General features: G+C 66.8%; 22 protein-coding genes. 10 read left to right on the top strand and 12 right to left on the bottom strand.

Annotated elements, in window-relative coordinates; all coding sequences use genetic code 11:
- A partial coding sequence (locus LH128_RS12555) for a glycosyltransferase family 4 protein (protein WP_008830012.1) occupies positions 1-860 on the bottom strand: 860 nt, incomplete at its 3' end.
- 157 nt (positions 861-1,017) lie between these two features.
- On the opposite strand from LH128_RS12555, the gene LH128_RS12550 reads away from it, so the two are divergent.
- Positions 1,018-2,109, top strand: a complete 1,092-nt coding sequence (locus tag LH128_RS12550; RefSeq protein WP_008830011.1) for a glycosyltransferase family 4 protein — start codon at positions 1,018-1,020, stop codon at positions 2,107-2,109.
- A 36-nt stretch (positions 2,110-2,145) separates the two neighbouring features.
- The gene (locus tag LH128_RS12545) at positions 2,146-3,285 is read left to right on the top strand and encodes an acyltransferase family protein (protein ID WP_008830010.1); all 1,140 of its coding nucleotides are present in this window, start codon (positions 2,146-2,148) and stop codon (positions 3,283-3,285) included.
- Between the two features lie 8 nt (positions 3,286-3,293).
- On the opposite strand, the gene LH128_RS12540 is transcribed toward LH128_RS12545, so the two are convergent.
- The gene (locus tag LH128_RS12540) at positions 3,294-4,292 is read right to left on the bottom strand and encodes a polysaccharide pyruvyl transferase family protein (protein WP_008830009.1); all 999 of its coding nucleotides are present in this window, start codon (positions 4,290-4,292) and stop codon (positions 3,294-3,296) included.
- 105 nt (positions 4,293-4,397) lie between these two features.
- Between LH128_RS12540 and LH128_RS12535 the strand changes: the two genes are divergently transcribed.
- On the top strand, positions 4,398-5,867 hold the full coding sequence (locus LH128_RS12535) for a lipopolysaccharide biosynthesis protein (protein ID WP_327195146.1): 1,470 nt from the start codon (positions 4,398-4,400) through the stop codon (positions 5,865-5,867).
- A 5-nt stretch (positions 5,868-5,872) separates the two neighbouring features.
- Here LH128_RS12535 and LH128_RS12530 read toward each other — a convergent pair whose 3' ends face one another.
- The 3 genes from LH128_RS12530 to LH128_RS12520 are packed head-to-tail and all read right to left on the bottom strand — an operon-like array spanning position 5,873 to position 10,629.
- On the bottom strand, positions 5,873-7,327 hold the full coding sequence (locus LH128_RS12530) for an O-antigen ligase family protein (RefSeq protein ID WP_008830007.1): 1,455 nt from the start codon (positions 7,325-7,327) through the stop codon (positions 5,873-5,875).
- 13 nt (positions 7,328-7,340) lie between these two features.
- Positions 7,341-8,483, bottom strand: a complete 1,143-nt coding sequence (locus LH128_RS12525; RefSeq protein WP_008830006.1) for a glycosyltransferase — start codon at positions 8,481-8,483, stop codon at positions 7,341-7,343.
- Positions 8,476-10,629, bottom strand: coding sequence for a GumC family protein (locus LH128_RS12520; protein ID WP_008830005.1), 2,154 nt, complete (start codon positions 10,627-10,629; stop codon positions 8,476-8,478). Before LH128_RS12520 ends, LH128_RS12525 begins: the two co-directional genes overlap by 8 nt.
- Before the next feature lie 261 nt (positions 10,630-10,890).
- Here LH128_RS12520 and LH128_RS12515 point away from each other — a divergent pair, with 261 nt between their 5' ends.
- Positions 10,891-11,484: a polysaccharide biosynthesis/export family protein gene (locus tag LH128_RS12515; RefSeq protein ID WP_036525960.1), complete on the top strand. Its 594-nt coding sequence runs from the start codon at positions 10,891-10,893 to the stop codon at positions 11,482-11,484.
- A gap of 103 nt (positions 11,485-11,587) precedes the next feature.
- Here the strand turns inward: LH128_RS12515 and LH128_RS12510 are convergent, their stop codons facing one another.
- The 4 genes from LH128_RS12510 to LH128_RS12495 form a co-directional block, all read right to left on the bottom strand.
- Positions 11,588-13,270: an ABC transporter ATP-binding protein gene (locus tag LH128_RS12510; protein ID WP_008830003.1), complete on the bottom strand. Its 1,683-nt coding sequence runs from the start codon at positions 13,268-13,270 to the stop codon at positions 11,588-11,590.
- Positions 13,271-13,275: 5 nt separating this feature from the next.
- On the bottom strand, positions 13,276-14,385 hold the full coding sequence (locus LH128_RS12505) for a cell wall hydrolase (protein WP_008830002.1): 1,110 nt from the start codon (positions 14,383-14,385) through the stop codon (positions 13,276-13,278).
- Positions 14,382-15,647: an outer membrane beta-barrel protein gene (locus tag LH128_RS12500; protein ID WP_008830001.1), complete on the bottom strand. Its 1,266-nt coding sequence runs from the start codon at positions 15,645-15,647 to the stop codon at positions 14,382-14,384. The genes LH128_RS12505 and LH128_RS12500 overlap by 4 nt, the downstream gene beginning before the upstream one ends.
- Before the next feature lie 164 nt (positions 15,648-15,811).
- A complete protein-coding gene (locus LH128_RS12495) occupies positions 15,812-16,684 on the bottom strand; it encodes an MJ0042-type zinc finger domain-containing protein (protein WP_036526192.1) in 873 nt (290 codons plus the stop codon).
- A gap of 150 nt (positions 16,685-16,834) precedes the next feature.
- On the opposite strand from LH128_RS12495, the gene ftsE reads away from it, so the two are divergent.
- From ftsE to LH128_RS12475, 4 genes are read left to right on the top strand one after another with little or no spacing between them, the layout of a single operon-like run.
- Entirely contained in the window at positions 16,835-17,548 is a 714-nt protein-coding gene (gene ftsE / locus LH128_RS12490) for a cell division ATP-binding protein FtsE (protein ID WP_008829999.1), read from the top strand.
- On the top strand, positions 17,545-18,465 hold the full coding sequence (locus tag LH128_RS12485; RefSeq protein ID WP_008829998.1) for a cell division protein FtsX: 921 nt from the start codon (positions 17,545-17,547) through the stop codon (positions 18,463-18,465). The genes ftsE and LH128_RS12485 overlap by 4 nt, the downstream gene beginning before the upstream one ends.
- Positions 18,466-18,496: 31 nt before the next feature.
- Positions 18,497-19,036, top strand: a complete 540-nt coding sequence (locus LH128_RS12480; RefSeq protein ID WP_008829997.1) for a YdcF family protein — start codon at positions 18,497-18,499, stop codon at positions 19,034-19,036.
- Positions 19,033-19,737, top strand: coding sequence for a lysophospholipid acyltransferase family protein (locus tag LH128_RS12475; protein WP_008829996.1), 705 nt, complete (start codon positions 19,033-19,035; stop codon positions 19,735-19,737). The genes LH128_RS12480 and LH128_RS12475 overlap by 4 nt, the downstream gene beginning before the upstream one ends.
- On the opposite strand, the gene LH128_RS12470 is transcribed toward LH128_RS12475, so the two are convergent.
- The 3 genes from LH128_RS12470 to hisC form a co-directional block, all read right to left on the bottom strand.
- Positions 19,734-20,513, bottom strand: a complete 780-nt coding sequence (locus LH128_RS12470; protein ID WP_008829995.1) for a transglutaminase-like domain-containing protein — start codon at positions 20,511-20,513, stop codon at positions 19,734-19,736. The two genes, LH128_RS12475 and LH128_RS12470, sit on opposite strands and share 4 nt — an antisense overlap.
- 114 nt (positions 20,514-20,627) lie before the next feature.
- Positions 20,628-21,542: a prephenate/arogenate dehydrogenase family protein gene (locus LH128_RS12465; protein ID WP_008829994.1), complete on the bottom strand. Its 915-nt coding sequence runs from the start codon at positions 21,540-21,542 to the stop codon at positions 20,628-20,630.
- A complete protein-coding gene (hisC, locus tag LH128_RS12460; protein WP_008829993.1) occupies positions 21,539-22,666 on the bottom strand; it encodes a histidinol-phosphate transaminase in 1,128 nt (375 codons plus the stop codon). The genes LH128_RS12465 and hisC overlap by 4 nt, the downstream gene beginning before the upstream one ends.
- A 57-nt stretch (positions 22,667-22,723) precedes the next feature.
- Between hisC and metX the strand changes: the two genes are divergently transcribed.
- Both metX and LH128_RS12450 read left to right on the top strand, forming a co-directional pair.
- Positions 22,724-23,833 (top strand): homoserine O-acetyltransferase MetX, encoded by a 1,110-nt coding sequence (metX, locus tag LH128_RS12455; RefSeq protein ID WP_008829992.1) that lies wholly within the window; start codon positions 22,724-22,726, stop codon positions 23,831-23,833.
- Positions 23,830-24,316 (top strand): GNAT family N-acetyltransferase (locus LH128_RS12450; RefSeq protein ID WP_008829991.1); only part of this gene is annotated, 487 nt, incomplete at its 3' end. The genes metX and LH128_RS12450, both read left to right, overlap by 4 nt.

The following is a 24,316-nucleotide window of genomic DNA, read 5'->3' as shown; positions in this document are numbered from 1 at the left end:
GCGGCGGGCGTGCCGCAGAGCATCGCTTCGAGCGGAGGCAGGCCGAAACCTTCGGTACGGGAGGGGCAAAGCAGGCATCGCGCACCGGCATAGAGCGCGCGCAGCGCGGCATCGCCGCAAGGGCCGACGAATATCGCGTCCTCCGGGACTGCCAACCCGGCTGCGGCCAGGGCATCTCGCGAAGCACCGACGACGACCAGCGGCACACCCGCCGGTGCTTTTCGCGCATAGGCTGCGAAAACCACGGCATTGTTCTTGTACGCCTTCGGGCTGCCGAACATCAGTGCGTAGCCGCGCAGCGCAAGGCCGTGCGCGGCGAGCACCGAGCAGTCCGCATCGTCCTCCAGGATATGGTCGGCGCCGTTGTAGAGCACGTGCGTGCGCCGCGCCGCAGAGACACCCATCACATCAAGCACGCGCCGGGAATAGTCACTGACGGTGAGCACGGCTGCGCTCGAACGGGCCATGTGCGGGGCCAGGAACCGGTAGCCCACGCGCTGGCGCAGCGGATAGGAACTGTCAGGGACCAGGAACTGCGCATCATGGATGAGCGTCACCTTGCGGCGGTGGCGCAGCGGCGCGAGGTTCGCGAGGTTGACCAGCACGCCGTCGGAGGAGAGCGCGGGAAGCCTGCGTTGCTCCCAATATTGCGAGGCGACCTCGTCCAGTTCCCGCACTGCGATGTTGCGCAGCATCGGCTTCCAGTCGCCGCCATCGCGAGTGGGCAGGAGCAGGGTAACCCGCGGGGCGCCGGGAACGCCCAGACGCGCATCGATTTCCCGAACAAGGCGGTCGGCAACGCGGTGAACGCCGTTGAGGCCGCCCGAGTAGAACTTTCCATTGATATATACAGGCAGCATCGAAATTCCCGGAGAATCGCGCCGCAACATAATATTGCGCTGCAGCGAACTCGACGGGCGATACCGGGCCTTGCCAAGTTTTAATCCTCGGCGGCGCGGGCCCGTCTTCCCTGCAATGTCAGGGCACGTCATTGAACGCAGGGGAAAGGGGGCGTGGATGTCGCAGTGCGGCGATGCGATACTGATCAATGGGCGGTTCCTCATGCAACCGGTGACCGGGGTGCAGCGGGTCGCGCGCGAACTGGTCGCCGAAATGGACCGGCTGCGCGGTGCCGGAGAGACGCCCCTGCATCTTGCGCTTGCCTGCGAACAGAATGCGGACGTCTCCGGGCTGGGCTTGCGTCATATTCCGGTGGAACGGCGCGGCGGCGCCAGCGGGCATGCCTGGGAGCAGTTCGTGCTGCCGCGCATGGCCGCTGGCCGGCGCCTGCTGTGCCTCGGCAATACCGTTCCGCTCGCCTCGGCACTCGGAAGGCAGCGCCTTTCGGTGATGATCCACGATGTGTCGTACCTTTCGTTGCCCCAGGCCTACTCGCTGCGCTACCGCGCCGCGCACGGGGCGCTGTTGCCGGTGATGCTGCGCGGTGCGGACACGGTGTTCACGGTCTGCGATACGGAGGCGGAGCGTTTACGTCGCCTGCATCGCGGCGCTCGCGTGGTCGCCTTGCAGAACGGCGCCTGGATTCGCGACAGGGTGGAGCGCGTGGATCATGGCGAGCGGGAGCGCATGGTTCTCTATGTCGGATCGTTATCGCGCAGGAAGAACGTCGAGCGCGTGATCGAGGTTGCGCAATATCTGGCACGCGAAGACGGTGTGCGCACCGTGCTGGTGGGCGGCGGCAATGAAATCCTCGCGCCGATCCGCGCCCGCGTCGCCTCCGACGTCGAATCCATGATCGATTTCATCGGGCAGGTTCCCGATCTCGAAACCCTTGCGGGATACTATCGACGCGCGGGTTGTCTGCTGTTCCCATCGCTCTACGAGGCGTCGCCGCTGCCCCCGGTCGAGGCGATGAGTCTCGGCTGCCCGGTGGTCGCCTCGGCGATCCCCTCGATAACCGAGCGATGCGGCTCTGCCGCGCTCTATTGCGATCCGCACGACAGCACGGACATCCTTGCCGCAGTGCGGCGGGTCCTTTACAATCGCGAGCAGGCCGATGCCCTGCGCCACGCCGGTTTCGAGCGTGCCGCGCGCTATTCCTGGCGCGATCAGGCTCGGGGACTTCTGGCAGCCATGACCAGGAGTTAATTTGTCCCTGCAAGGGAGCCCGGCGATGATCGTGTCATGAGTGCAGTGCGTGCCCAAAACGCCGGTCGCAGGCAGCCCGTCTACGGGCTCGACCTCGTACGCTTTGCCGCCGCGAGCCTGGTCGTGCTCTATCATCTCGGCTTCAAGGCCTGGGCGCTGGACGGCAGCAGCCTGCATGGCGCACTTGGCCGTTCCGATGCCTTTCCAGCGGGATATGCCTTGACCTGGTGCGGCTGGGTAGGCGTGCAGGTCTTCTTCGTGGTCTCCGGATCGGTCATCGCCTATTCCGCTCGGGGCGTGAGCGCGAGGCGCTTCGCCCGCCGCCGCGCCGCCCGGTTGCTGCCGGCGGTGCTGATCGCCGTGGCCATAGCGCTGCCCACTGCGGTGTTCGTGTTCGGCACCGCAACCGCCCAGGCGGTGGTGCTGAGCCTGAAGACGATCGCATTCGTACCATGGGGGCCATGGATCGTCGGCCAGTTCTGGACCATTCCGATAGAGCTGGCCTTCTACGCCATTGTCGGGGTGGTCCTCTCTTCGGGGGCGCCGGAGCGCGCGATGCACGCGCTGGTGTGGGTGCTGGGCATAGCCAGCGCCGCCTATTGGCTCGTCGCCGCATCGGATGCGATCGAACCCGGCGGGCGGCTGGCTGAACTGCTCCTGCTGCAGCACGGCGTCTATTTCGCGCTCGGGATGCTCTGCGCCCGTATGGGTGAGGGAGATTTGGGGCGGCGTCATCTCGGCCTTGCGGCGACGTGCATCGTTGCCGCTTCGGTGCAGGTGCGCACCGCCGCCGAATGGGAGATGGGAGCACGCACCGATTTGTCGGCGCAATGGCCATGGGCCTATGCACTCTGGCTTTGCCTGGCCGCGCTGATCGCGGCTTCGTTCCTCTGGCGAGCGCAAGTGGCGGCGCGGATCGGCCGGTTCGGCGGCGTGCTGCGCCTTGCCGGGCTCGCCACTTACCCGCTCTATCTCATCCACATCCATGTCGGCGGCACAATCCTGCTTGCGGCGGCAAGGCTGGGCGTGGTTCCGGCGGTCATCCTCGCTTTCGCAGGGACGGCGGCCGTTGCCGTCGCCATCGCCTTATGGTTCGAGCCACCTCTTCATGCCGCGATCGACGCGGCACTGCGCCGTATCGGACAACGGGTGCCGCGTTACCGGCCAGCGGGGTAGGCGCCGCCTCAGGCAGCCACGCGCCGGTCGCCGGTCGTCCTTGCCCAGTCCACTGCATCGGTGATCCCCTCTGCGCGATGGACCAGCGGGGAACCTTGCGTGAAGGCTTCCAGAAAGCGCGCGATCTTGCCGTAATGGTTGTCCAGAACCGCATGGGGGCGCCCCAGCAACAGCGACAGAATGTGGACGTGGAGCCGATCGGTGACGATTGCCCGTCCTCGGGCGAGTTGCCGGAATCCGCGCTCGACCCGGTGCCGCGCCGCTGCCTCGTAAGCCGACGCACGTGCGCTTGCAGGCGAAAGCGACGTCCACGCGCGCATGATCCCGGCGGCCTTGGCACGTCGCACGGCGGCGGTATCGTCGATCAGCCAATCCTCGACGGTGATGTCGGTAGGCAGGCCGATTGTTTCCGATCGTTCCTTGTCCGTGCGCAGCATGACCAGCACGTCGATGGAAGCAGGCGCGCCCTCCCGCTCCCCCATGGCGAAGGCGCTGTCCGGGCAGAGCTTGACCGCGCAGTCGAAATGGCGGCGGGCGAGGTCGAGCGAGGGAAGGTCGCGGACCAGCAGGGTGAAGTCGGGATGAGCCGCTATCACGCGTGCGGTACGGGCGATCCGCTCCGGGTCGCCGTAGTGAATCGACTGCGGCAGTTGCACGATACGGCGGTCGCCAAGGCGGGCGATCACATCCTCGCGAAACGTCTGGTGATGGTTCCAGATATCGCCGAAATTGCCGCCCCCATGCAGGAACACGGTGCCTTCGGGAACTGCGGCGCGCATCGCCTCCTCATCGAAATTGTCGAATGCACAGACATAACCGGGCGCTGCGCCGGCAAGTTTTCCCAGCAGTCGCAGTTCTCCCAGCCAGATCGCGGAATCGCCGACGTTGGCATGGTTCGGAAAGTCAAGGAGTGCAAAATCCGGAGAAGAATAAAGTGATATTGTTTCCGAAAGTTGATTTTCGAGTTCGACGATCAGGGGATTAAAAGAATTTAATCGAGTATTCACGTAATTCAAATCCCGATTAAGCAGAGTCAGTATTGTCTCGCATCTGCGGCAATTCTATGCAAGTCCGGTATGGCAAGAAATCCGGAAATGGCCGGCGAAAGCAGGTTGAGCCGCCGCGCTGCCGGCGCCGTGGGGTGGAGCATCGTCCGCTTCGGTGGCGATCAGGTGTTCGCTTTCGTCATTTTCGCGGCGCTGGCGCATCGATTGGATCCGGCGACCTTTGGTGTATTCATCGTCGGTCTTGCCGTGGCGGAAGTGGGCAAGATCATCGCGCAAGGCGGGTTGGTGAGCAGTCTCTACCGTGCTCCGGAGATTACCGCGCGTCTCGCCGACACGGTGTTCTGGGGCAACCTGGGCATGGCGCTGCTGGTCGCGATCACCTGTGTGGTGCTGCGCCATCCGTTGGCTGAGGCGATGGGCAGTCCCTCGGCGGCGCCGGTCGTGGCGGCGCTTGGATGCGTGGTGCCGGTTTCTGCAGCAGGGGCCTCGCACATGAGCCGCACGCTTCGCGCCTTCGGCCATCGCGCGCTGGCGATCCGTTCGCTTGGCGCGGGTGTGATCGGGGGCACGCTCGCCCTGCTGGCAGCACAGGCGGGTTGGGGAGTCTGGGCGCTGGTGGCGCAGCGTTTTGCAAGCGAGACGATAAGCACCCTCGTCGCCTGGCACGCATTTCGCTGGAAGCCGGGTCTGCAGTTTTCCTGGACGACGCTGCGGGCGCAATGGCGGCTGGGAGCGGGCGTCGCCGGCTCGCAATTGCTGCTGGTGGCGCTCAACCGCACGCAGGACATGATCCTGGGCCACAGTATCGGGCCGGCGGCCGTAGGCGTCTACCGTACGGCATGGAAGTCGATCGAGGTCGTCGCGCAAGGGGTGATCAGCCCGTTCGCCAGCGTAGCCGTGCCGACGCTGGCGAAGTTGCAGCATGACTTGCCCGTGTTTCGGCGCGGCTACGTACGAATGGTCTCGGCGACCGCGACAATCGCCTTTCCCGCGATAGCCGGGATCGGTGTGCTGGCCGATGCGCTGATACCTTTGCTGTTCGGTCCGCAATGGGTGCAAAGCGTGCCGGTTGCGAGGGTTCTGTGCCTGCTGGCCCCGCCATTTGCGCTCAATTTCTTCGCCGATCCGGCACTGACGGTCCTCGGCAAGGCGGGCGTCATGGCCAGGTTGGCGGGAATCCAGCTTGTCCTGACCGTGTTGTTCTGCCTCGCTGCCGCCCCATACGGGCTGGTCTGGTTCGCGGCGGCATATGTCTTGCGGGCCTATGTCACGCTGGCGCTGCAACTCGGGCTGCTGCAGCGGGCGACCGGAGTGCGCGCGATCGAGGTGCTTGCTGGCATAGCCCCGCCCTTGGGCGCGGCGGTGGTCATGGCGATCGTCGTGTGGGGTACTGGCGACACCATGCCGGTCGATGGCGGACCCAGGAGTCTCCCGGCCCTTGCTCGCATGGTGTTTCTGGTGACGCAGGGAGTGCTCGTCTATGTAGGCGTGCTGCTGGCCCTGATGGGCCGTTCACGCCGGATGGAACTGGCGACCTTCCTGCGCCGCCTCAGGCCTGCGAGGCGAACGTCCTGATTGATTCAGGCCGCACCGACACGGGAAAGCGGCTGATCCGCGCGCGCTGCAACCCTCGACCTGTCGCCGCGACCGGCGCGCAGCGCGATGGCGCTCCCGGAAAGGACGGCGAAAGTAAGCCCGGGATCGCAGCTTGGAGAAGACACCGAAGCCACGGCCACCCCCACGAGCACCGACCACGCAGCAGCCGCGCCGACATCGCGGTCTCGGTCGCAACTGCGGCTCCAGGTCGATGCGGCGAGCGGGGCAAAGGCGCGGACCACATGCAGCACGAATGTACAGGCGCCGATGATGCCGGTCGAGCCGAGGATCGCGGTGATGAGGCTCGACGAGCGGAACGAACCCGGTCCGATGCCCAGCCCGTGCGAGCCGACGAACGCGGTCAGGCCCTGTCCCGCCCAGAACAACCGCTGCCGACCGGAAAAGGAATCGGCCTTGTCCAGCGTCATGTGCTCCAGAAGTCGTTGCATCGATGCGGCGAGCGCGGGTTCCAGCACCAGCAAGGCGCTGACCGCGATGATCGCCGCAAGGCCCGCGAGAGACAGCCATGCAAGCCGGTCAGGAGGCAGCAGGTGCGGCGTTGTCGCGATGCGCAGCACCATGACGGCAGCGAATAGCGCCAATCCGACGTAGGCCGTCGATGACGTGCTGGTGATCAGCGCGATGCCGAGCAGCAGCGCGGCCGGGCCGTTCCATCGGGGATCGACGCGGCGCAGCCAGCATTCGAAGGTGAACACGAACCAGACGACGGCAAAGCTCGCGAAGGAGGATGCCTCGGGCCACAGACCGTTCATGCGCACGAAGCCGCCCCATTCATGATCGAGCTGGGCGTAGTTGCCGTTGCGGAAGAAGTGGAAGAGGGCCTCTGCCGGGGTTCCGCGCAGCGCCACCCCGGCGAAACCCGAAAGCGCGTGCGCGATACCGATCAGCGCACCGGTCCTGGCCAGCGTTCGCCCGCCGTTCGGTCGGTGCCGCAATACCGCACAAGCCGCCAATGCCATCGTCATCGTGCCCGTCATGTATGCGGCGGTCGTCAGGTTCTGGGTCGTGAAACGCAGGGGTTCTGCGGCAAGAATCCGGGCGAGCTGGGTGCCGTAGCGGGCGCGGATCTGGCCTCGCAGCGGGGTTACGTCGATCTCTCCGGCGAAGATGCGCGGCAGCACTAGGGCGGCGAGGACCCCGTAGGCGACGAAGACGATCAGCCAGGTGTTGCCGCGCACTGCGGCGGCCAGATTGGCACCGCTCACGCCTCCCGGGGCCAGGCAGCGCAGCAACAGGAATCCCAGCGCGAAGTGTGCCGGCGAGATCGACGAGCCCCCCAGCGCCGTAAGGTTGAGGGCCGCCGAGCCGCCGAGCAATGTCGCCCCCATCACCAGCGCGAACAGCGCGCGCACGGTTCCGAAGGCGAACAGCGCCAGCGCGACGAACAGTTCGATCGTTCCGATGACGGTCAGTTCCATGCCCGTGTTTCCGTCAGATCAACGATCGCAGGATGCCGGCGTCGAATGCGGCGGGCGCGAACCGGCGTGCCTGGATCATGGCGAGTTCCGGGTCGAAGGACGGCAACCAGTCCTCGAACCGGGATACCGCTTCGCTCAATGAATCGACGGTCTGTCGGTCGAAAAACAGGCCGGTCTGGCGATCGACGACGGTGTCGAGCGCGCCGCCCTTGCCGAAGGCCAACACCGGCCGGCCCGAAGCCATTACTTCGACCGGGACGATCCCAAAATCCTCCTCGGCCGTGAAGACGAAGCCGCGGCAGCGGGCGTAGTGTCGGCGCAGGCTGGCGAAGTCGAGGCGGGGGATTATCGTCACGGTAGAGCCTGCCATTCGCCGCAGGCTTGCTGCCATCGGCCCGTCACCCACCACGGTCAATGGCAGGCCCAGGCGGTTGAAAGCCTCGACCGCAAGGTCCGGGCGCTTGTAGGGCACCAGTTGCCCGACCCACAGGTAGCTATCGTCGATCTCGTGGGAGGCGGCGAAAAGGTCTACGTCGACCGGCGGATGGACGACCGTGGAAGGCATCCGCCAGGCGCGTTCGATACGGCGCTGGATGAAATGCGAATTGGCGACGTAGCGATCGACGCGCGATGCCGATGCCACGTCCCAGGTACGCAGGCGATGGAACAGGAACGGCATCACCGCGCGGTTCAGCGGCCCCGTCCCTTCGCGGTACTGGTGGTAGTGGTCCCACAAGTAGCGCATCGGCGAATGGACATAGCACAAATGCATGGCGTCGGGATCGGTTATGACGCCTTTCGCCGGGCCGCTTTCGCTGCTGATGACCAGATCGTAGCCCCGCAGGTCCAGTTCCTCGAGCGCCATGGGCATGAGCGGCAGGTATTTCTGGTAGTGCCTGCGTGCTCCGGGCAGCTTCTGGATGAAGCTGGTGGTCACTTTGCGCCCGGCGATGGTGCGAGAGACGCGCGCCGGATCGTAGACGTGGGTAAAAATGTCGGCTTGGGGGAAAAGCCGCAGCAATCGCTCGATCACCCGCTCGCCGCCGCGCATCGTGACCAGCCAGTAATGCACGATCGCCACCTTGCGGAAGCGCTGGCGAACGTGGTCGAGAAGGCCGTCGTCGCCGTCTTCCGGGACCGGTCGCAGGTTAAGCATAGTAGTCCTTGTACGCCTTGTAGAACGCGTTCTCGTCGAGGCCGAAGGCGGCCTGCTTGCGTACGTCCACGCGGGTGAGGATGGCGCCGGCGAGGCCGACCGCGCCTTCCGGGAGCAGCCTCAGCAGCGACCGGATCGCGGCTTCCGGGGTACGGCGCCAGCGCGCGGCGATGACTGCCGCGTCGGCCTTGCCCAGCAGCAGTCGGGCATCGGCCATCGGCAGCACCGGCGCGGTGTCCATGATGACGGCGTCGAATCCCTGTCCCGCAGCGGCCAGCAGCGCATCCATGGCAGGACCCGTGAGCAGCGCGTGGTCTTCCTCGCGTGCGGCGCTGAGAGGCAGGATCGAAAGCCCAGTGCGCGGGTCGATGACGATCGCGTCCTCCAGCCTGGCATCGCCGCGCAGCACCTCCAGCAGGCCGATTTCGCGCGTGCCGCCGATCCATCGACTGACCCCGCGGCGCCGCACGTCGCAGTCGATCAGGAGTATCGCATCGGAGGCCCCGGCCATCGACCGGGCGAGACACAGGGCCACGGTGGTCTTGCCCTCTGCGGGAAGGGCCGACGTCACTGCAATGATCCTGGGACTTTCGACAGCGAAGGCGATCGAGGCGCGCAGGTTGCGAAACGCCTCCGCAAAAGCGGAGCGCGGCTGTTCGACCACCGCATCGACCGGATCACCGCGCGCCTTGCGGCTGGCCACGGAACCAAGTTCGGGGATCGAGCACAAGTAGCGCAAGCCGAGGCGTCGTTCGATCTCCTCGCCGGTCGTGAAGCCGCTGAACATCAGTTCCGCCGCGATGGCGCAGGCAAGGCCCAGACCCAGACCGATGGCACCGGCCAGTACCATGTTGAGCAGGATATCGGGGCGGGCCGGCCTGTCGCTTGGCTGAGCGGGATGGAGCACCCGGGCTTGCGGCTGGCGAATGCCTATGCGGGCGGCGAGTTCCTTGTATCGCCCCAGATAGCTTTCGTAGAGCTGGCGCGAAGCCTGCGCGCGTTGCTCAAGGTCCTGCAGATCAACCATCGCCACGTTGTCGCGGCGAAGCGCACCTTCCGATGCACGCAGCGAGCCGGACAGCGAACCAAGGCGCCGCTGTGATACTGCCGCCTTGGCGGAAAGGTTCGAAACCACCCGGCCGATTTCCTCGGCGATTTGGGCATCCACCGAAGCGAGTTGGCTTCGCGCGCGCTGGAGGTCCGGGTGGCGCGGTCCGTACTTGCTGGAAAGAGATGCTATTTCGGCAGCATAGGCGGACTGCTGCTGTCGCAACGAGGCGATCACCGGAGAGCCGAGCGATTCGCCCACATCCTCCCCGCTCGATCCCGAGCCGAGTTGCTGGCGGGCGGTCGCCAGGCGAGCAGCGTCTTCGGCTGCCTGCGCCCGTGCCGAGGTGACCTCCTGGTTGTAGGCCGAGATTTCCTGCTCGGTCAGCGAGCGGTCGCTGGTGCTTGGCAGGTCGTGCGCGAGGCGATAGTGCGAGAGGACGGCGGCGTCGGCGGAGGCCTGCGTGCTTGCCTTGGCCATGCGCGCGCCGATCTCGCGTAAGGCGCGGGTGTCTGCGGCTTCCTTCTCGGTCACGCCGCCTTCGGTGTACTGGGCGGCGAAGGCGTTGGCGATCCGCGCGGCTTCCTGCGCATCTTCGCTCTCGAAGCTGACGGAAAGCGTGTAGGTCGCACCCGAGCGGAAGGCGGATACGCCGCCCGCGACATAGTCGATCGCTGCCTGCCGCGCTTGCGCAGCAGTGCGGTCGTCCCTGGCGAAGCGGCGGGGAAGGGCAAGTCGATCGACGACCGCGGCGACGTTGTCGCTTGATGTGATCACTTCGACTTGCGTGTCTATCCAGGTCTCGCCCATGCCTCCCTGGGCCGCGAGGCGATCCTCGTCGGTCAGCGGGGCGATGGGCTCCACTTTGGGGTCCAGCGTAATCTCGGCGGTCGCGAGGTAAGTGGGGGTCCGCGTCGCGGTAAGGGCGAAACCGGAGGCCAGGGATGCGAGAAGCATTCCGAGCATGATGGGCCAGCGGCGGCGAAGGAATGCGATCAGGATGCCGGGATCGATCCGGTCCGGGGTTTCGGCGGCGCCCGGCCGAACCGGCGGAACGATGACCCCCGGCGGGGGCGCAAGAACGATAGGTTGATTCACTCTGATGCCACCCCTGTTTTCCGTGCCACATCATCGGCCCGTCGGAATCGGGTGCAGTTTCGGCTTTTTTGTTTGAGTGGCGCAAGTATATGTCGGAAGTTTACAAAAATGTAACGATTTCAGTTTTGAAATATTCAACAATTATTCTACAAAATTGCCGAATATTTTGAATTTCATTTTTGTAATTGGAGTATTCCATCGCGCGGGGGTCTGATCGCCACACGATGTGCGACGCACGGGGAAGGAGATTTCGGGCACGTGATGAGGATCTGCAATCCGTACCGCCGTATGATCCATATAGCGGCAATCTGCGGCGCGGCGCTGTCGATACAGGGTTGCGCCGCAACGGGCACAGCGCCGCTGAGCGCCGCCGAAGCGCGCTTGGGGCTCGATACCTATCGTCTCGGCGCGGGCGACAAGCTGCGCGTGACGGTTTACAACGAACCCAATCTTTCGGGTGAATATGCCGTGTCCAGCGCGGGCAAGATCGCGTTTCCGCTGGTCGGCATGGTCGATGCGGCCGGGCAGACGGTGGAAGACCTGTCGCACGCCCTTACACTCCGCATTGCGGACGGCTACATGACAGATCCGAAAGTCAGCGTCGAAGTCCTCAACTATCGACCGTACTATATTCTGGGAGAAGTCCAGAAGCCGGGGCAATATCCTTACGTTGCCGGCATGTCGATCGAACAGGCGGTGGCGGCTGCAGGCGGGTTCAGCTACCGCGCCAATGCGGGGCGGGTGAACCTTCGCCGAATGCCCGGCGCGGCGGAGAAGTCGGTCCAAATCAATGCCGGACAGATCGTCGTGGTCATGCCGGGCGATACGATACGCGTTCTTGAGCGTTACTTCTGACCCTTTCGACGGGTCCTTCGGGTAAGCAAAGACAAAAACAAGTGTTCAATTGTTGCGGGCTCGGCCGGAATGGCCGGGCTCGCACGATTTTGGGTTGTTTCGTTCAGAGGCGGATCACCCTGTCTGCCAGCGCCACGCTGGCCGGCCGGTGCGTGATGAGCAGCACCGTGCGTCCATGGAGAATCCGGGCGCATGTTTCCACGAAGCGCTCTTCGCCTTCCGGATCGTACATCGACGTCGCTTCGTCGAGGATCACGATCGGGGCGTCCTTCAACAGCGCGCGGGCAAGCGCAATGCGCTGGCCCTGGCCGCCGGACAGGCGCACTCCGTGATCGCCGATCCCGGTATCGAAGCCTTGCGGCAGCGCCTGGATGAAGTCGTAGGCATCGGCGCGGCGTGCAGCCGCCTCGATTTCGGCCGCACTCGCTCCGTGGCGGCCGAAGGCGATGTTCTCGCGCACGGTGCCGCTGACAAGTTCGGGGCGCTGCGGTACGAGGGCGATCTGGCGGCGCAGGGTTTCCACTGCAACGCCGGTGATGTCGTGGCCGTCGAGCATGATGCGGCCGGAGCGGCAATCGTACAGCCGCAGCAACAGGGCGACGAGCGTAGTTTTGCCGATGCCGTTCCCGCCGAGGATGGCCACTTTCTCGCCCGGTGCGATGGTGAGGTCGAAGCCGCTCAACACCGGCGGTCGGCCGGGATAGGCGAAATCGACTCCTTCGAAGCGGATTTCTCCATTCAGGCGGGGGAGGCGCGCGGCCGGAGCATAGCCGGGTTCGGCGCCGGCCGCGAGCACCTGGGCCATGCGCGCGAGGATGCCGCGTGTCACCTGCACCTGGCTCCAGCTTTCGGCCAGAGCGGCCACGGGCCGGGTGAGCAGGGCGGCGTAAAACAGGAAGGAGAACAGTTCCTGCGTGGCAAGGCGGCCTCGATGAACGTGATCGCCGACCATCAGCAACAGCGCCAGCGCGGCCAGCGCGGCCACGAGCGTGCCAACCGGCTCCACCAGCGCTTCCAGCCGGTTGAGGCGTACCGACACGCGGCGGGCGGCATCTACCCGCCGGCGATACCGGGCATGTTCCGGTTCTTCGCGCGTGAACGTCTTGATGGCGGCGATGACGCCGAGATTGTCCTCGGCGAGAGCGAGGACACGGGCTTCCGCTTCCTGTTCGCGTGCCCCCAGATCCCGAAGACGGCGGCCGACCAGCTTGAGGATGATGACGTAAGTGGGCACCAGCACCGGCACCAGCAGGGCAAGGGCAGGGTCGATCCGCAGCATCAGCAATGCGGCGCCTGCGGCAGTCACCAGCAGGGGCGGTATCGCGACCAGCGTACCGGTAAGAAAATGGCCGAGATGGGCGACCTCGCTGGTGATCAGAGCAAGCACGTCGCCGTGCCGGTGCGCGACGTGCCAGCTCATCGGCAACCTTTGGAGATGCGCATAGAGACTTGAGCGCAAGTCGGCGAGAATGCGCGCAGCCGTTTCGCCCGATACGATCTGCACTACCGCCCCCAGCGCGGCGGATGCCACGATCGCTCCGACCAGCAGGGCGACGAGCCGCACGGTCCCGGTCGAGCCGGCTTCCACGAGATGTCCAGCAAGGGTTCCCGCGAGCCAGGGGATGGTAAGGGTCGTTCCCGAGCCCGCCAGGGTCAGTGCCGCGACAAGCGCCAGAGCGCGGGCATGCGGCCGCGCGAGGGCAAGGATCAGGCGAATCTGCGTCGGGCCATCGGCATCCGGCGCGGGTTGGGGGGCTTCTTCGATGGAACGGTGGGCCGTGTACATGCGCTTCAACTGGCGGCGAGCAGGCGTTGGAGCGCCGGGCCTTTCGGCAGGCACTGCGCTTGGTCCGCCCGTTGGAAGCGCGCGCAGTCCCAGTAGGCACCTTCGCTGCCGCCGCGGCGCACGTAGAGGAAGCCGACGTCCTGCGCTATCCGCCCGGCGACGCGGCAATCTGCGGAACGCCCGCAAAGCGAGAGCGCCTTGAGCGCGAACGTTCCGGTGGCAGCCTGGGGGTCGAGGACAAAGTCCAGCGCAGCCGGGATTGCAAGCGGCAGCGGCCGCGCAAGGGCCGGCAGGAGGCCGATATCGGCCGGACGTTCCGCGGCAGGTGCGGGTGACCCCGAAGCCGCGGCCATGGCGGAAATGCGCGGCTCGATTGTTGCTGGAGGCGTACGGCGCATGGCGGCGGGAGAGCCCCAGTAGCCCGGCCACCGATAGAACAGATGGACGCCTTGGCGGGCCAGCTTGACCATTCCGTCGCGCCAACGGGGCACCACGTAGTCCGCGTGGTAGTGCGTCGCGAGGCCGACGTGCGGCTCGACGGCACCCGTCAGGGCTGCCTGTGCGATGGCGCGCGCGCGAACGAGGGCGGCGGGCGGCGAAACGCGGCCAAGCGCGCCGTCGCAGGTGAAGGTGAACTGGCAACCCGTCTTCCGCTCCGATCCCTGGAAGACGACCGCACAGACACTGTCCGGAAACGCGGGATGGCGCACGCGGTTGAGCACGACCTGGACGACGGCGCGTTCGCCGGCGGGATCGTCGCCCGCTTCGTGGAACGCTGCCACAGCGAGGCAATCGCGAGCGCGGAGGCGGGATTCGTCGTCACCGGCAAAAGTGAAGGGCCGCGCTGCCAGCGGGGACGGGTCCGCTATCGGCACGCGGTCGTTGGATGTCCGCGCGTCCTCGGCGGAAAGTGCGGGCTGCGGCCTTGCATCCGGCGGCAGAGGCCGGGGCGCGCTGACGGCGGCATTCGTGATTGCCGGGCGGGGCATCGGTGCGGGCGAGAAGGGCGATCGAGCGATAGCGAGGATCGCGATGGCCAGCGCCGCCGCGATCGCCATCCTCCACGCCAGCGACCCGTTCTGCGTCGCCTTGCCGGGGATTGCCGAGGAGGTCACAGCGTATACCTGACGGACACCGACATGCGCCTGCGATCGAATTCGCGGCCTCCGGTGCCGTCGCTGCGGGTGCGCTGGAGCCCTGCCTGCGCCGCGAGCCGCAACTTGCGGCCAAGCAGCCAGTCGGCGCCCAGGCCGCCGGAAAGGTCGGTCTGGTTGCGCGCGGTGCTCGCATACTCGCTGACCGTGCGGTCGAGGCGCCCCCACAGGATCAGGTTGCGGCGAGCTTCATAGTCGAGACGAATGCCATAGCGGCTTTGCCGAATGCCGGCGACGCCGACGAGTGGCGAGCGCTGGATCGACCGGCGTGCTTCCAGCGCCCAGGTCATCAGACGGGTGGGGCTCCATTCCACGCCGGCGCTGAAGTCCAGTCCCTTGATACGCGGGAAGGCCGGGTCGTCGTAGCGTTGATCCTGGTAGCCGATCGCGGCGCGGCCACGGACCAGACGCGTGACCCCGAAACCAAGCCCGCCGCGCAGCGACCAGCCGCTGGAACTGCGGTCGAATGCGCCGGTATCGCCGGGGTAGTGGGCCTGATTGTAGCTGCCCTCGATGAAAGTAGCCACGCCGGGTGCGATGGCATAGCCCGCGCTGGCCCCGGCATTCCAGGTGCGATAGTCGCGGTCGCCAGGAGCGATCTGGGCGCCGCCCGCGCGATAGGCTGCGTAATGGTAGCCGTCGAGCCCGGCCCGAGCGCCCAGGATCAGGCGTCCTGCCGTGTGCTCGACATCAAGGCCGAGTTCCAGCGCGTTGTAGGCGATGCGCGGGCCGCGCAAGGTGGTGTCGCCGATCGAGCCGCGCGGTTCGAAGGCGCGGGAATATCCCGCCCTCGCCGCAAGCCGTGTCAGGGTGCCGAGATCGAGGCGCCCGCCAAATCGTGCATCGTAGGTTTCGGTATCTTCGTTGGGCTGTGAAAACCCGCGGACCAGCGCCGCATCGCCATCCAGGGAGACGGCGTGGCGGCTCCAGGTGGAATGGGCCGAGAGGCGGGTGCTCAGGGTTGCGAGGGCATCCCCGGTCTTGTCGTTGCGGGCCGCATAGATGTTGTCGTCATAGGCGATGCGAGCTTCGGTCGAGACCAGTGCTTCGAAGCTGCCGAAGCGGACGGGCACCGGATCGAGTTCGGGGCGCGCTCGCTTCTGGACGGAGATCGCCGCGTCGCTTGCCGAGGCGTCTTGCGCCTGCGCACCCTGCGCGGCGCAAGCGCCGATCAGGCCCAGAAGGCATGGCACCAGCGCCGGTTCCGACCCGGACCGACGCATTTCCTTTGCCGCTCTTCGCCTCAAGGTCGCCCGCGCTTCAAGATTCGTGCCCCCGTGAGGGTTAATGCCCTCTTGACGGTGTTTGCGGGCACGGCGCGCGCGCGGCAAATGAACGATTTGTCACGGCATTGGCGCGTCCTCCCCGGCGGGGAGGGGCGCGGGGGTCAGTCGGGCTTCCAGCCGATCTCGGCGGCAGCGGCGGACTTGGGGATGTCGGTCAGGGCTTCGTTGACGGTGATCGTCTCGCCCGGGGCGAGACGGTTCTTCGCGGGTACGACTTCCTTGGCATAGACCACGGTTTCACGCCGGTCGCGCAGCACCACCAGCAGCGAGGGCACCTTGCGGGTTTCCGCGCCGATGTTGGTGATCGTGCCGCTCACGCTGAAGAACTCGGTGCCGTCGGGCAGCGGCTTGCGATCCTGGCGGCCGCGCGGAAAGTCCAGCTTGAGGTCGGGCTGGGCCTGGCTGAACGTCGCGCGCGGGATCGGCAGCCAGTCGGGCAGCCCGCCCACGGCGACGGCGACGGCGAGGCCCAGCGTCGCCACCGCAAAGGCGATCGCGGCGAAAGTGCCGATCCGCGACCAGTTTCGGCGCGGACGGAACGGCGGCGAGAAATCGAAGCTCGACGGGCCTTCGTCGGAATAGGGCTTGGTCGATGTGTCGTCGTAATAGACCGGGCCGGGGCGACGCGAAGGTGCCGGCGGCGGCATCGGTTCGGAGCGCGGGGCCTCGGCGGCCGGTTCCGGGGCACGGGGAACCACGACGGCGGGGCGCGGCGCCGGTCGTGCTGCAGCCTGAGGGATCGGCTGGGAAACCGGCTCCGGAGCTGGCTGCACGGGCGCGGCATGTACCGGCGATGGGCTGACGGCCGCTTCGGCCTCGACCGGCGCGGCGAAAGCGCCTTCGGTTTCCAGTTCAGCCGGTTCCTGGAACCAGCTGTGCCGGCACTTGGCGCAGCGCACGGTCCGACCTTCCACGCCGATGGCGCTGTCAGGGACAGCGTAGCGCGTGGAACAGGCAGGGCAGGCGATGATCATGATCGCATTCATAAGCACGGCTTGCTCGCGCGCGACAAGCGCCTCGCCTGTGGGTTCGCGCCATGACGCTCTTTTTTCCACATGCATGGATGGCTATAGGCATGAAGGTCGCCCGTTCGGTCCGACTGTGTAACACGATCCTTGACGAGCATGACCAGCGACGGGGAAATCATCCACTTCGACAATGTCGGCCTTCGCTACGGCACCGATCGCGAGGTGCTGAGCGACCTGACGTTCACGCTCCATGCGGGGCGGTTCTATTTCCTCACCGGCGCGAGCGGCGCGGGCAAGACTTCGTTGCTGCGGCTGCTCTACCTTGCGCAGCGGCCCTCGCGCGGGGCGATCCGCATGTTCGGGACCGACGCCATCACTCTTCCGCGTGCCCGGCTCCCCGTGATGCGGCGGCGGATCGGCGTGGTGTTCCAGGACTTTCGCCTGATTGAGCACTTGTCCGCTTTCGACAACGTGGCGCTGCCACTGCGCGTGGCGGGCCATGCCGAGAAGGACATCGCCGGGCCGGTGCGCGACATCCTCGAATGGGTGGGTCTGACCGACCGTATCGACGCCAGCCCCGCCACGCTTTCGGGCGGCGAGCAGCAGCGTGTTGCCATCGCCCGCGCCGTCATCGCCCGCCCCGCCATGCTGGTGGCGGACGAGCCTACCGGTAACGTCGATCCGGACATGGCTGCCAAGCTGATCCGCCTGTTCGAGATGCTCAACCGGCAGGGCACGACGGTGGTGGTCGCCACCCACGACCTTGACCTGCTGCGCAAGGTGCCCGACAGCCTCATCATGCGGCTGGACAAGGGGCGGCTTTCCGATCCCACCGGCGCGCTGCGCTATCCGCCAAGGAAGCTGACGTGAGGCGCTCGTCGGTTCTGGGTCGATGGTTCACCGCCGGAAGCCGGGTCGAACTGATCCCGCAGGGGCGCATGTCCGGGCCGATGTCCTGGGTCATCGCGATCATGGTGGCGATGACCGCTATCGCCCTCGCGGCCGGGCTGGCGCTCGGCAATGCGGTTTCGGCGGCAAAGGCCGAGATCGACGGCGGCGTCACCGTGCAGATCATCGAGCCGCGGGCTGACGTGCGTGAAGCGCAAGCCGCGCGCGCGGTCGAGGCGATCAAGACGATGCCCGGCGTCGCGGGGCTGCGGCAGGTTCCGCAGGCGGAACTGGACGCGCTGATCGAACCCTGGCTGGGCACCGGCATCGCGGCGGCGACCGGCTCGGCGATCCCCGTTCCGGCGCTCATCGACGTGCGCCTGAACGGCCCTGCGAGCGCGGCGCAACTGGCCGCGATCGCGAAGCGGGTGACGCCGGTGGCGCCGTCCGCCCGGATCGATGCGCAGTCGAACTGGCTGCGGCCGGTGTTCGACGCGATGGTGTCGCTGCAGGTCTTGGCGATGGTGATCGTCGCGCTGCTGGCGGGCGCTCTGGCGGCGGCCGTGCTGCTGGCGGCACGATCGGCGCTGGGGGCGAACCGGGACACGATCGAGATCGTCCACCTGCTCGGCGGCACCGACGCGCAAGTGGCGCGGGTGTTCCAGCGCTCGATCGGCTATGACGCAGCCGGCGGCGGCGCGGTGGGACTCGCGCTGGCGATGGTGGTGATCCTCACCCTCGGGCGACGGTTCGAGGGGCTGGGTGCGGGGCTGGTCGACAGCGGCGCGCTGGTGTGGAGCGACTGGCTGATCCTTGCGGTCGTGCCGGTGCTGGCGACGCTGCTCGCCATGCTGACGGCGCGACTTACCGTGCTGCATGCGCTGCGAAAGATGCTGTAACCGGCGCAAACCCCTATATAGCTATTCATCTATGTTTCGTCGCTTCACCGCCTCTGTCGTGCTGCTCTGGGCCTTCGGGTTCCTGTGGTTCGCCGTTTCCCTGCCCGGGCCTTTGCCCGCGAGCGTGAAGACCGACGCGATCATCGTCCTCACCGGCAGCCAGGGCCGCATCGAGCATGCGGTCAAGGTACTGGAGGCGGGCAAAGCGCCGGACATGCTCGTCTCCGGCGTCGATCGGGAGGTGCGTCCCCGCGAATTCGCGCACCAGTTCCGCGTACCCGCGCGCCTGATGCGCTGCTGCGTGACGTTGGGCTACCGGGCCTACGATACCCGCTCCAACGCCGTCGAGGCAGTGCAGTGGGTGACCGAACACAATGCCAAGTCCGTACGCCTCGTCACGGCAGACTGGCACATGCGCCGCGCCGCGCTGGAAATCGCCCGCGAATTTCCCGACGACGTTCGGCTGGAACTGGACGGCGTGCCCTCGCATCCCAGCCTGAGCACGCTGTTCCTCGAATATCACAAGCTGCTGGCCCGTGCCGCGCTCAACCTCTGGGAAGCCCTGCGATGAATTCCGAAAGGGCGAACCCGCTCGACGTTGTACGTTCTCTGTTGTTCTATGTCGTGTTCTATCCGGGCACGATCGTGATGGTGACCGCCTGTTTCGTGGGCTCGCTGTTCGGTGAGGAGCCGCTGCGCCGCGCCGTGCGCGGCTGGGGCCTGTTCCACCGTTGGTGCGCCCGCTGGCTGCTTGGCATCCGCCTTGTCATCGAAGGGGAACTGCCGAACGAGGGCGTGCTCGTCGCGATCAAGCACGAGAGCTTCTACGAGGCGATCGACCTGCCCGCGCAGATGCAGCGTCCGGCCCCTTTCCCCAAGGCGGAACTGGCCGAAATCCCTGGCTGGGGATGGGCCTTGCGCCGCTATGGCGCGGTCGTGGTGGAGCGTGGCGAGGGCGCCAAGGCTCTCCGCACCATGGTGTCGAGCGCGCGCGGTCTCGCCGCGCAGGGCCGCCCGCTGGCGATCTTCCCCGAAGGCACGCGGGTGAAGACGGGAGAGCGGCCGCCGCTGCAGTCTGGCTTCGCGGGGCTCTACAAGCTGCTGGGGCTGCCGGTGGTGCCGGTGGCTGTCGACAGCGGGCGGCTTTACCACCGCCGCTGGAAGAAGCCGGGGACCATCACCCTGCGCGTCGGCGAACGCATCGCCCCCGGCCTCCCGCGAGACGAGGTCGAGGCGCGCGTCCACGCCGCGATCAATGCGCTGAATATCTAGCGCGCCGCGCTGACCCGGACGGTCTGCGAGAGCATTTCCACCTCGCCGAAGCTGGAGAGGAACGAGACGTCCGCCGCGTCGCGCCCGACGCCGATCTTGGCGACGCGGTCGGGCGTGGTCATCCCGGTGGCATCGACGAGATGCCAGGCGCCGTCGAGGAAGACTTCGGCGATGGCGTGGAAATCCTGCGGCTCGACGCCGATGCCGTAGGCACTTGCAAAGCGGGCCGGGATGGCACTGGCGCGGACCAACGCGATCATCAGGTGCGCGTAGTCGCGGCAGACGCCCTTGCGGCTCTGGAACGTGTCGGCGGCAGTGGTGAAGGCGTCGCTGGAGCCCGGTTCGTAAGTCAGCGTGCCAGCGATCCAGTCGCGGATCGCGCCGACGCGCGCGCCGCCCTGCAATCCGGCGAACTCGCTCTCCACGAAGTCGTGGAACGTGTCGGAGGTGCAGTAGCGCGAGGGCATCAGGTAATCGACCGTTTCGCCCGGCAGCCTGTGCGGGGGCATGGCCGGGAGCCCGTCCACCGGCGCGAGGAAGCGATCGACCTCTACCGTGGCCTCGTAGCGGACCGTCAGCGGCGCGGAGGTGCGCAGCCAGATGCGTTCGCCGATGCAGGCCTGCGCGGGAACGCGGGCGAAATGTTCGAGCGGCGGCAGCTCGATGTGAGCGTGCAGAACGCGCTGCTCGGGGATGATCGCCGCCTCGATCTGGAGCAGGACGTCGACGGGGCCGGGCACGGCGTATTCAAGCATGGTTTGGATGGATAGCTGCATGGCGTCGTGCTCTCGAGCAGGAGGTTCGCCCGCTCAAAGCACGAGATGCCCGGTAGCTCCAAGCCCCGATAAACAAAGTGGCCGTCATCCCCGCCTTCGCTGGGATGACGTGCTTTACCGGCCTTCGTGATCCCCGCGGCCGAAGTCCGGCCGCGCGTCGTCCTGGCCTTCCTCGATGATCGAGCGGCGGATCGCGCGCGTGCGAGCGAAGGTATCGAACAACTGCTCGCCGTCGCCGACGCGGATCGCGCGCTGGAGGGCGGTCAGGTCCTCGGTGAAGCGCTGGAGCATCGTCAGCACCGCGTCCTTGTTGGACAGGAATACGTCGCGCCACATCGTCGGGTCGGAAGCGGCGATGCGGGTGAAGTCGCGGAAGCCGCCGGCCGAATACTTGATGACCTCGCTCTGCGTCACGTCTTCCAGATCGGAGGCGGTGCCGACGATGGTGTAGGCGATGAGGTGCGGCAAGTGGCTGGTGACTGCGAGCACGAGATCGTGGTGCTCGGGCGTCATGATCTCGACGTTGGCGCCCAGCGCTTCCCAGAAGCCGACGAGCTGCGACAACCGCACCATGTCCACCTTGGCGGGCGGGGTGACGATGCACCAGCGGTTGCGGAACAAGTGCGCGAAGCCTGCGTCCGGCCCCGAGTTCTCGGTGCCGGCGACGGGGTGGGCGGGGATGACGACGTGGTCGGGCAGCGCTTCGCCCAGTGCCTTGGCGATGGCCTGCTTGGACGAGCCGACGTCGCTGACCAGCGCGGTCGCGGGCAGGGCGCTGCGCACCTGCTCGGCGGCGATACCCATCGCGCCCGGCGGCACGCAGAAGATCACGAGATCAGCCTCGCGCACCGCTTCGCTGACGGTGGCGCAGACCTTGTCGACGAGGCCGCGCTCGGCGGCGCGGGCGCGGTGCTCGGGGCTGAGGTCGAAGCCGGTGGTGCGTGCCTCGGGCAGGAATTCGCGTACGGCGAGGCCGATCGAGCCGCCCTGCAGGCCCAAGCCGATGATGGCGATGCTGGCAAAGGTCACTTCGCGGCTTCCGCCATTTCGCGCAGGGCATCGGCGATCGCGTCCATGTCCGCGCTCTTGCCGATGGTGATGCGCAGCGCCTGCGGCAGACCTTGTCCCGGCAGCCAGCGTACGATGTAGCCGCGATCCGCGAGGCCATCGAACGCCGCTTCGGCGGTGAGGGCGCCTTCGAACAGGGTCAGCACGAAGTTCGCCTGGCTGGGCAGCGGGCGCAGGCCGTGGTTGCCGAGCGCCTCCAGCTTCGCGACGAAACGGGCGCGCTCGTCGCGGTTGTGGACGCGGCTGGCTTCGACGAACGCGGTGTCGGCCAGTGCGGCCTCCGCCATCGCCTGCCCGGTGGAGGAGACGTTGAACGGGCCGCGAATGCGGTTGAGCGTGGCGACGATCCCGGGCGCGCCGGTGCCCCAGCCGATCCGCTCTCCGGCAAGGCCGAAGATTTTGGAGAAGGTGCGCGTCACCAGCACGTTGTCGTGCGCAGCGGCCAGCGCCAGCGCGCCGTCCTCGTCCTCGGGCGCGACATATTCGCCGTAAGCCTGGTCGAGCACCAGCAGCACGTCGGCGGGAAGGCCCGCATGGAGGCGCGCGATCTCGCCCTTCGGCAGGTACGATCCGGTCGGGTTGTTGGGGTTGGCGACGAAGACCACGCGGGTCTTGTCGGTGACCAGTGCAAGCAGCGCATCGATGTCGGTGCCGTAGTCGGCATCGGGCGCGACAACGGGCGTCGCGCCGCAGCGGCGTGCGGCGATGTCGTAGACCGAGAAGCCGTAGCGCACGTAGATCACCTCGTCGCCGAGGCCCGCATAGCCCTGCGCCGCAAGGTTGAGCAGTTCGTCCGAGCCGGTGCCCATCACCACGCGCGCCGGATCGATGCCGTGGCGCGCGCCGATCGCGGTGCGCAAGGCGGTGCTGTCGGGGTCCGGATAGAGCGCGGGCGCGGCGGCCTTCGCGGCCAGCGCGGCCTCGCTGGTGCCCAACGGGTTCTCGTTGGCGGAGAGCTTGATGAGCGGGCGGCCGTCCTTGCCTTTCGACTTGCCGGGCACATAGGCGTGGATCGCCTCGATCCAGGGCTTGGGAGTCGGGGCTTTCGGAGTGGTGATCGTTTCGCTCATGACGGCCGGCCCCATAACGCACCATGGCGGCTAATGACAGAGCCCGATTGAGCCTCTATTGGGGCTCGGATCATGGCAACCGTGCTCAATCCCCCAATCGAGAACCGCCACCTCGACCTCGACATGCCGCTGCTGCTCGATGGCGGGCAGATGCTGCCCTGCGCGCGCATCGCCTACGAGACCTGCGGCACGCTGAATGCGGCCAAGGACAATGCGATCCTGATCTGCCACGCGCTGACCGGCGACCAGCATGTCGTGTCGAACCACCCCAAGACCGGCAAGCCCGGCTGGTGGGTGCGCATGGTCGGCCCCGGCAAGCCGATCGACACCGACCGTTTCTTCGTGATCTGCGCCAATGTGATCGGCTCGTGCATGGGTTCGACCGGCCCGGCCAGTGACGGCCCGGACGGTACGCCCTGGGGCATGCGCTTCCCGGTCATCACCATCCGCGATATGGTACGGGGGCACATCGCTGTGCTCGATTCTCTGGGGATCGACAGCCTTCACGCGCTTGTCGGCGGATCGATGGGCGGGATGCAGGTGCTCAGCCTCGCCGCCAACTTCCCCGAGCGCACGCGCGCGGTGCTGGTGCTGGCCTCGACTGCGCGGCATTCGGCCCAGAACATCGCATTCCACGAAGTCGGGCGTCAGGCGATCATGGCCGACCCCGAATGGCGCGAGGGCGATTACTACGCCTTCGGGAAGGGGCCGGAGAAGGGACTCTCCGTCGCTCGCATGGCCGCGCACATCACGTATCTGTCGGAAGCGGGCCTGACAGAGAAGTTCGGCCGCCGCCTGCAGAACCGAGAGGAAAAGACCTTCGGCTTCGACGCGGATTTCCAGATCGAATCGTACCTACGCTATCAGGGTTTGTCGTTCACCGACCGCTTCGATGCGAACTCGTACCTCTACATTACCCGCGCGATGGACTATTTCGACCTCGCCGAAGAGCACGGCGGCATGCTCGCCAATGCCTTCGCGAAGTCGAAGGCGCGGTATTGCCTCGTCAGCTTCGATACCGACTGGCTTTATCCCACGGCGGAATCGCGCAATGTCGTCCACGCGCTCAACGCGGCGGGCCTGCCGGTGAGCTTCGTTGAGCTTTCCGCGCCATTCGGGCACGACTCGTTCCTGCTCGACGTGCCCGCGCTCGACCGCGTAGTTCAGGGGTTCATCGGATGATCGCGCTGTCCGACGATAAGGCTCGCCTCGACGTGGCGCGGGTGCATGGCTGGCTCGCCTCCAGCTACTGGACCCCGGGCATCGCGATCGAACAGGTCGAGCGCCAGATTGCGGGCTCGCACTGTCTCGGGGCCTATCACCCCGAACACGGGCAAGTGGGTTTCGCCCGCATGATCACCGATTACGCCAGTTTCGCCTGGCTCGCCGACGTCTGGGTGGATGAGCCTGCACGCGGGGCGGGCCTCGGCCGACGCATGGTGCAGTGGTTCCTCGATCATCCGGGCTACGAGACAGTGCGCCGTTTCGCGCTGACCACCGCCGACGCGCACGGTGTCTACGCCGCGCTCGGCTTCAATCCGCTGATGCGGCCGGAGCGGCTGGTGGAGCGCCCCTCTGCTGATCCTCGTCGCCCGCATGCTGCTGCTGGAACTCGTCGGCATCCTTGCCGGATGGAGCGTGCGCAGCGCGATCGAGGCCGTGCTC

This window comes from Sphingomonas sp. LH128 (assembly GCF_000293195.2).
In the GTDB taxonomy this organism is placed as follows: domain Bacteria; phylum Pseudomonadota; class Alphaproteobacteria; order Sphingomonadales; family Sphingomonadaceae; genus Novosphingobium; species Novosphingobium resinovorum_A.
Note: the sequence above shows the minus strand (reverse complement) of the source record. Positions and strands in the feature narration are given on the sequence as shown.

Coding starts and splice junctions, on each gene's coding strand:
- LH128_RS12530 (WP_008830007.1), bottom strand. CDS start 7,327: ATGGAACTGACCGTCATCGGAACGATCGAACTGTTCGTCGCGCTGGCG.
- LH128_RS12545 (WP_008830010.1), top strand. CDS start 2,146: ATGAGTGCAGTGCGTGCCCAAAACGCCGGTCGCAGGCAGCCCGTCTAC.
- ftsE (WP_008829999.1), top strand. CDS start 16,835: ATGACCAGCGACGGGGAAATCATCCACTTCGACAATGTCGGCCTTCGC.
- LH128_RS12515 (WP_036525960.1), top strand. CDS start 10,891: ATGAGGATCTGCAATCCGTACCGCCGTATGATCCATATAGCGGCAATC.
- hisC (WP_008829993.1), bottom strand. CDS start 22,666: ATGGGGCCGGCCGTCATGAGCGAAACGATCACCACTCCGAAAGCCCCG.
- LH128_RS12475 (WP_008829996.1), top strand. CDS start 19,033: ATGAATTCCGAAAGGGCGAACCCGCTCGACGTTGTACGTTCTCTGTTG.
- LH128_RS12480 (WP_008829997.1), top strand. CDS start 18,497: ATGTTTCGTCGCTTCACCGCCTCTGTCGTGCTGCTCTGGGCCTTCGGG.
- LH128_RS12500 (WP_008830001.1), bottom strand. CDS start 15,647: ATGCGTCGGTCCGGGTCGGAACCGGCGCTGGTGCCATGCCTTCTGGGC.
- LH128_RS12525 (WP_008830006.1), bottom strand. CDS start 8,483: ATGCTTAACCTGCGACCGGTCCCGGAAGACGGCGACGACGGCCTTCTC.
- LH128_RS12550 (WP_008830011.1), top strand. CDS start 1,018: ATGTCGCAGTGCGGCGATGCGATACTGATCAATGGGCGGTTCCTCATG.
- metX (WP_008829992.1), top strand. CDS start 22,724: ATGGCAACCGTGCTCAATCCCCCAATCGAGAACCGCCACCTCGACCTC.
- LH128_RS12510 (WP_008830003.1), bottom strand. CDS start 13,270: ATGTACACGGCCCACCGTTCCATCGAAGAAGCCCCCCAACCCGCGCCG.
- LH128_RS12495 (WP_036526192.1), bottom strand. CDS start 16,684: ATGATCATCGCCTGCCCTGCCTGTTCCACGCGCTACGCTGTCCCTGAC.
- LH128_RS12470 (WP_008829995.1), bottom strand. CDS start 20,513: ATGCAGCTATCCATCCAAACCATGCTTGAATACGCCGTGCCCGGCCCC.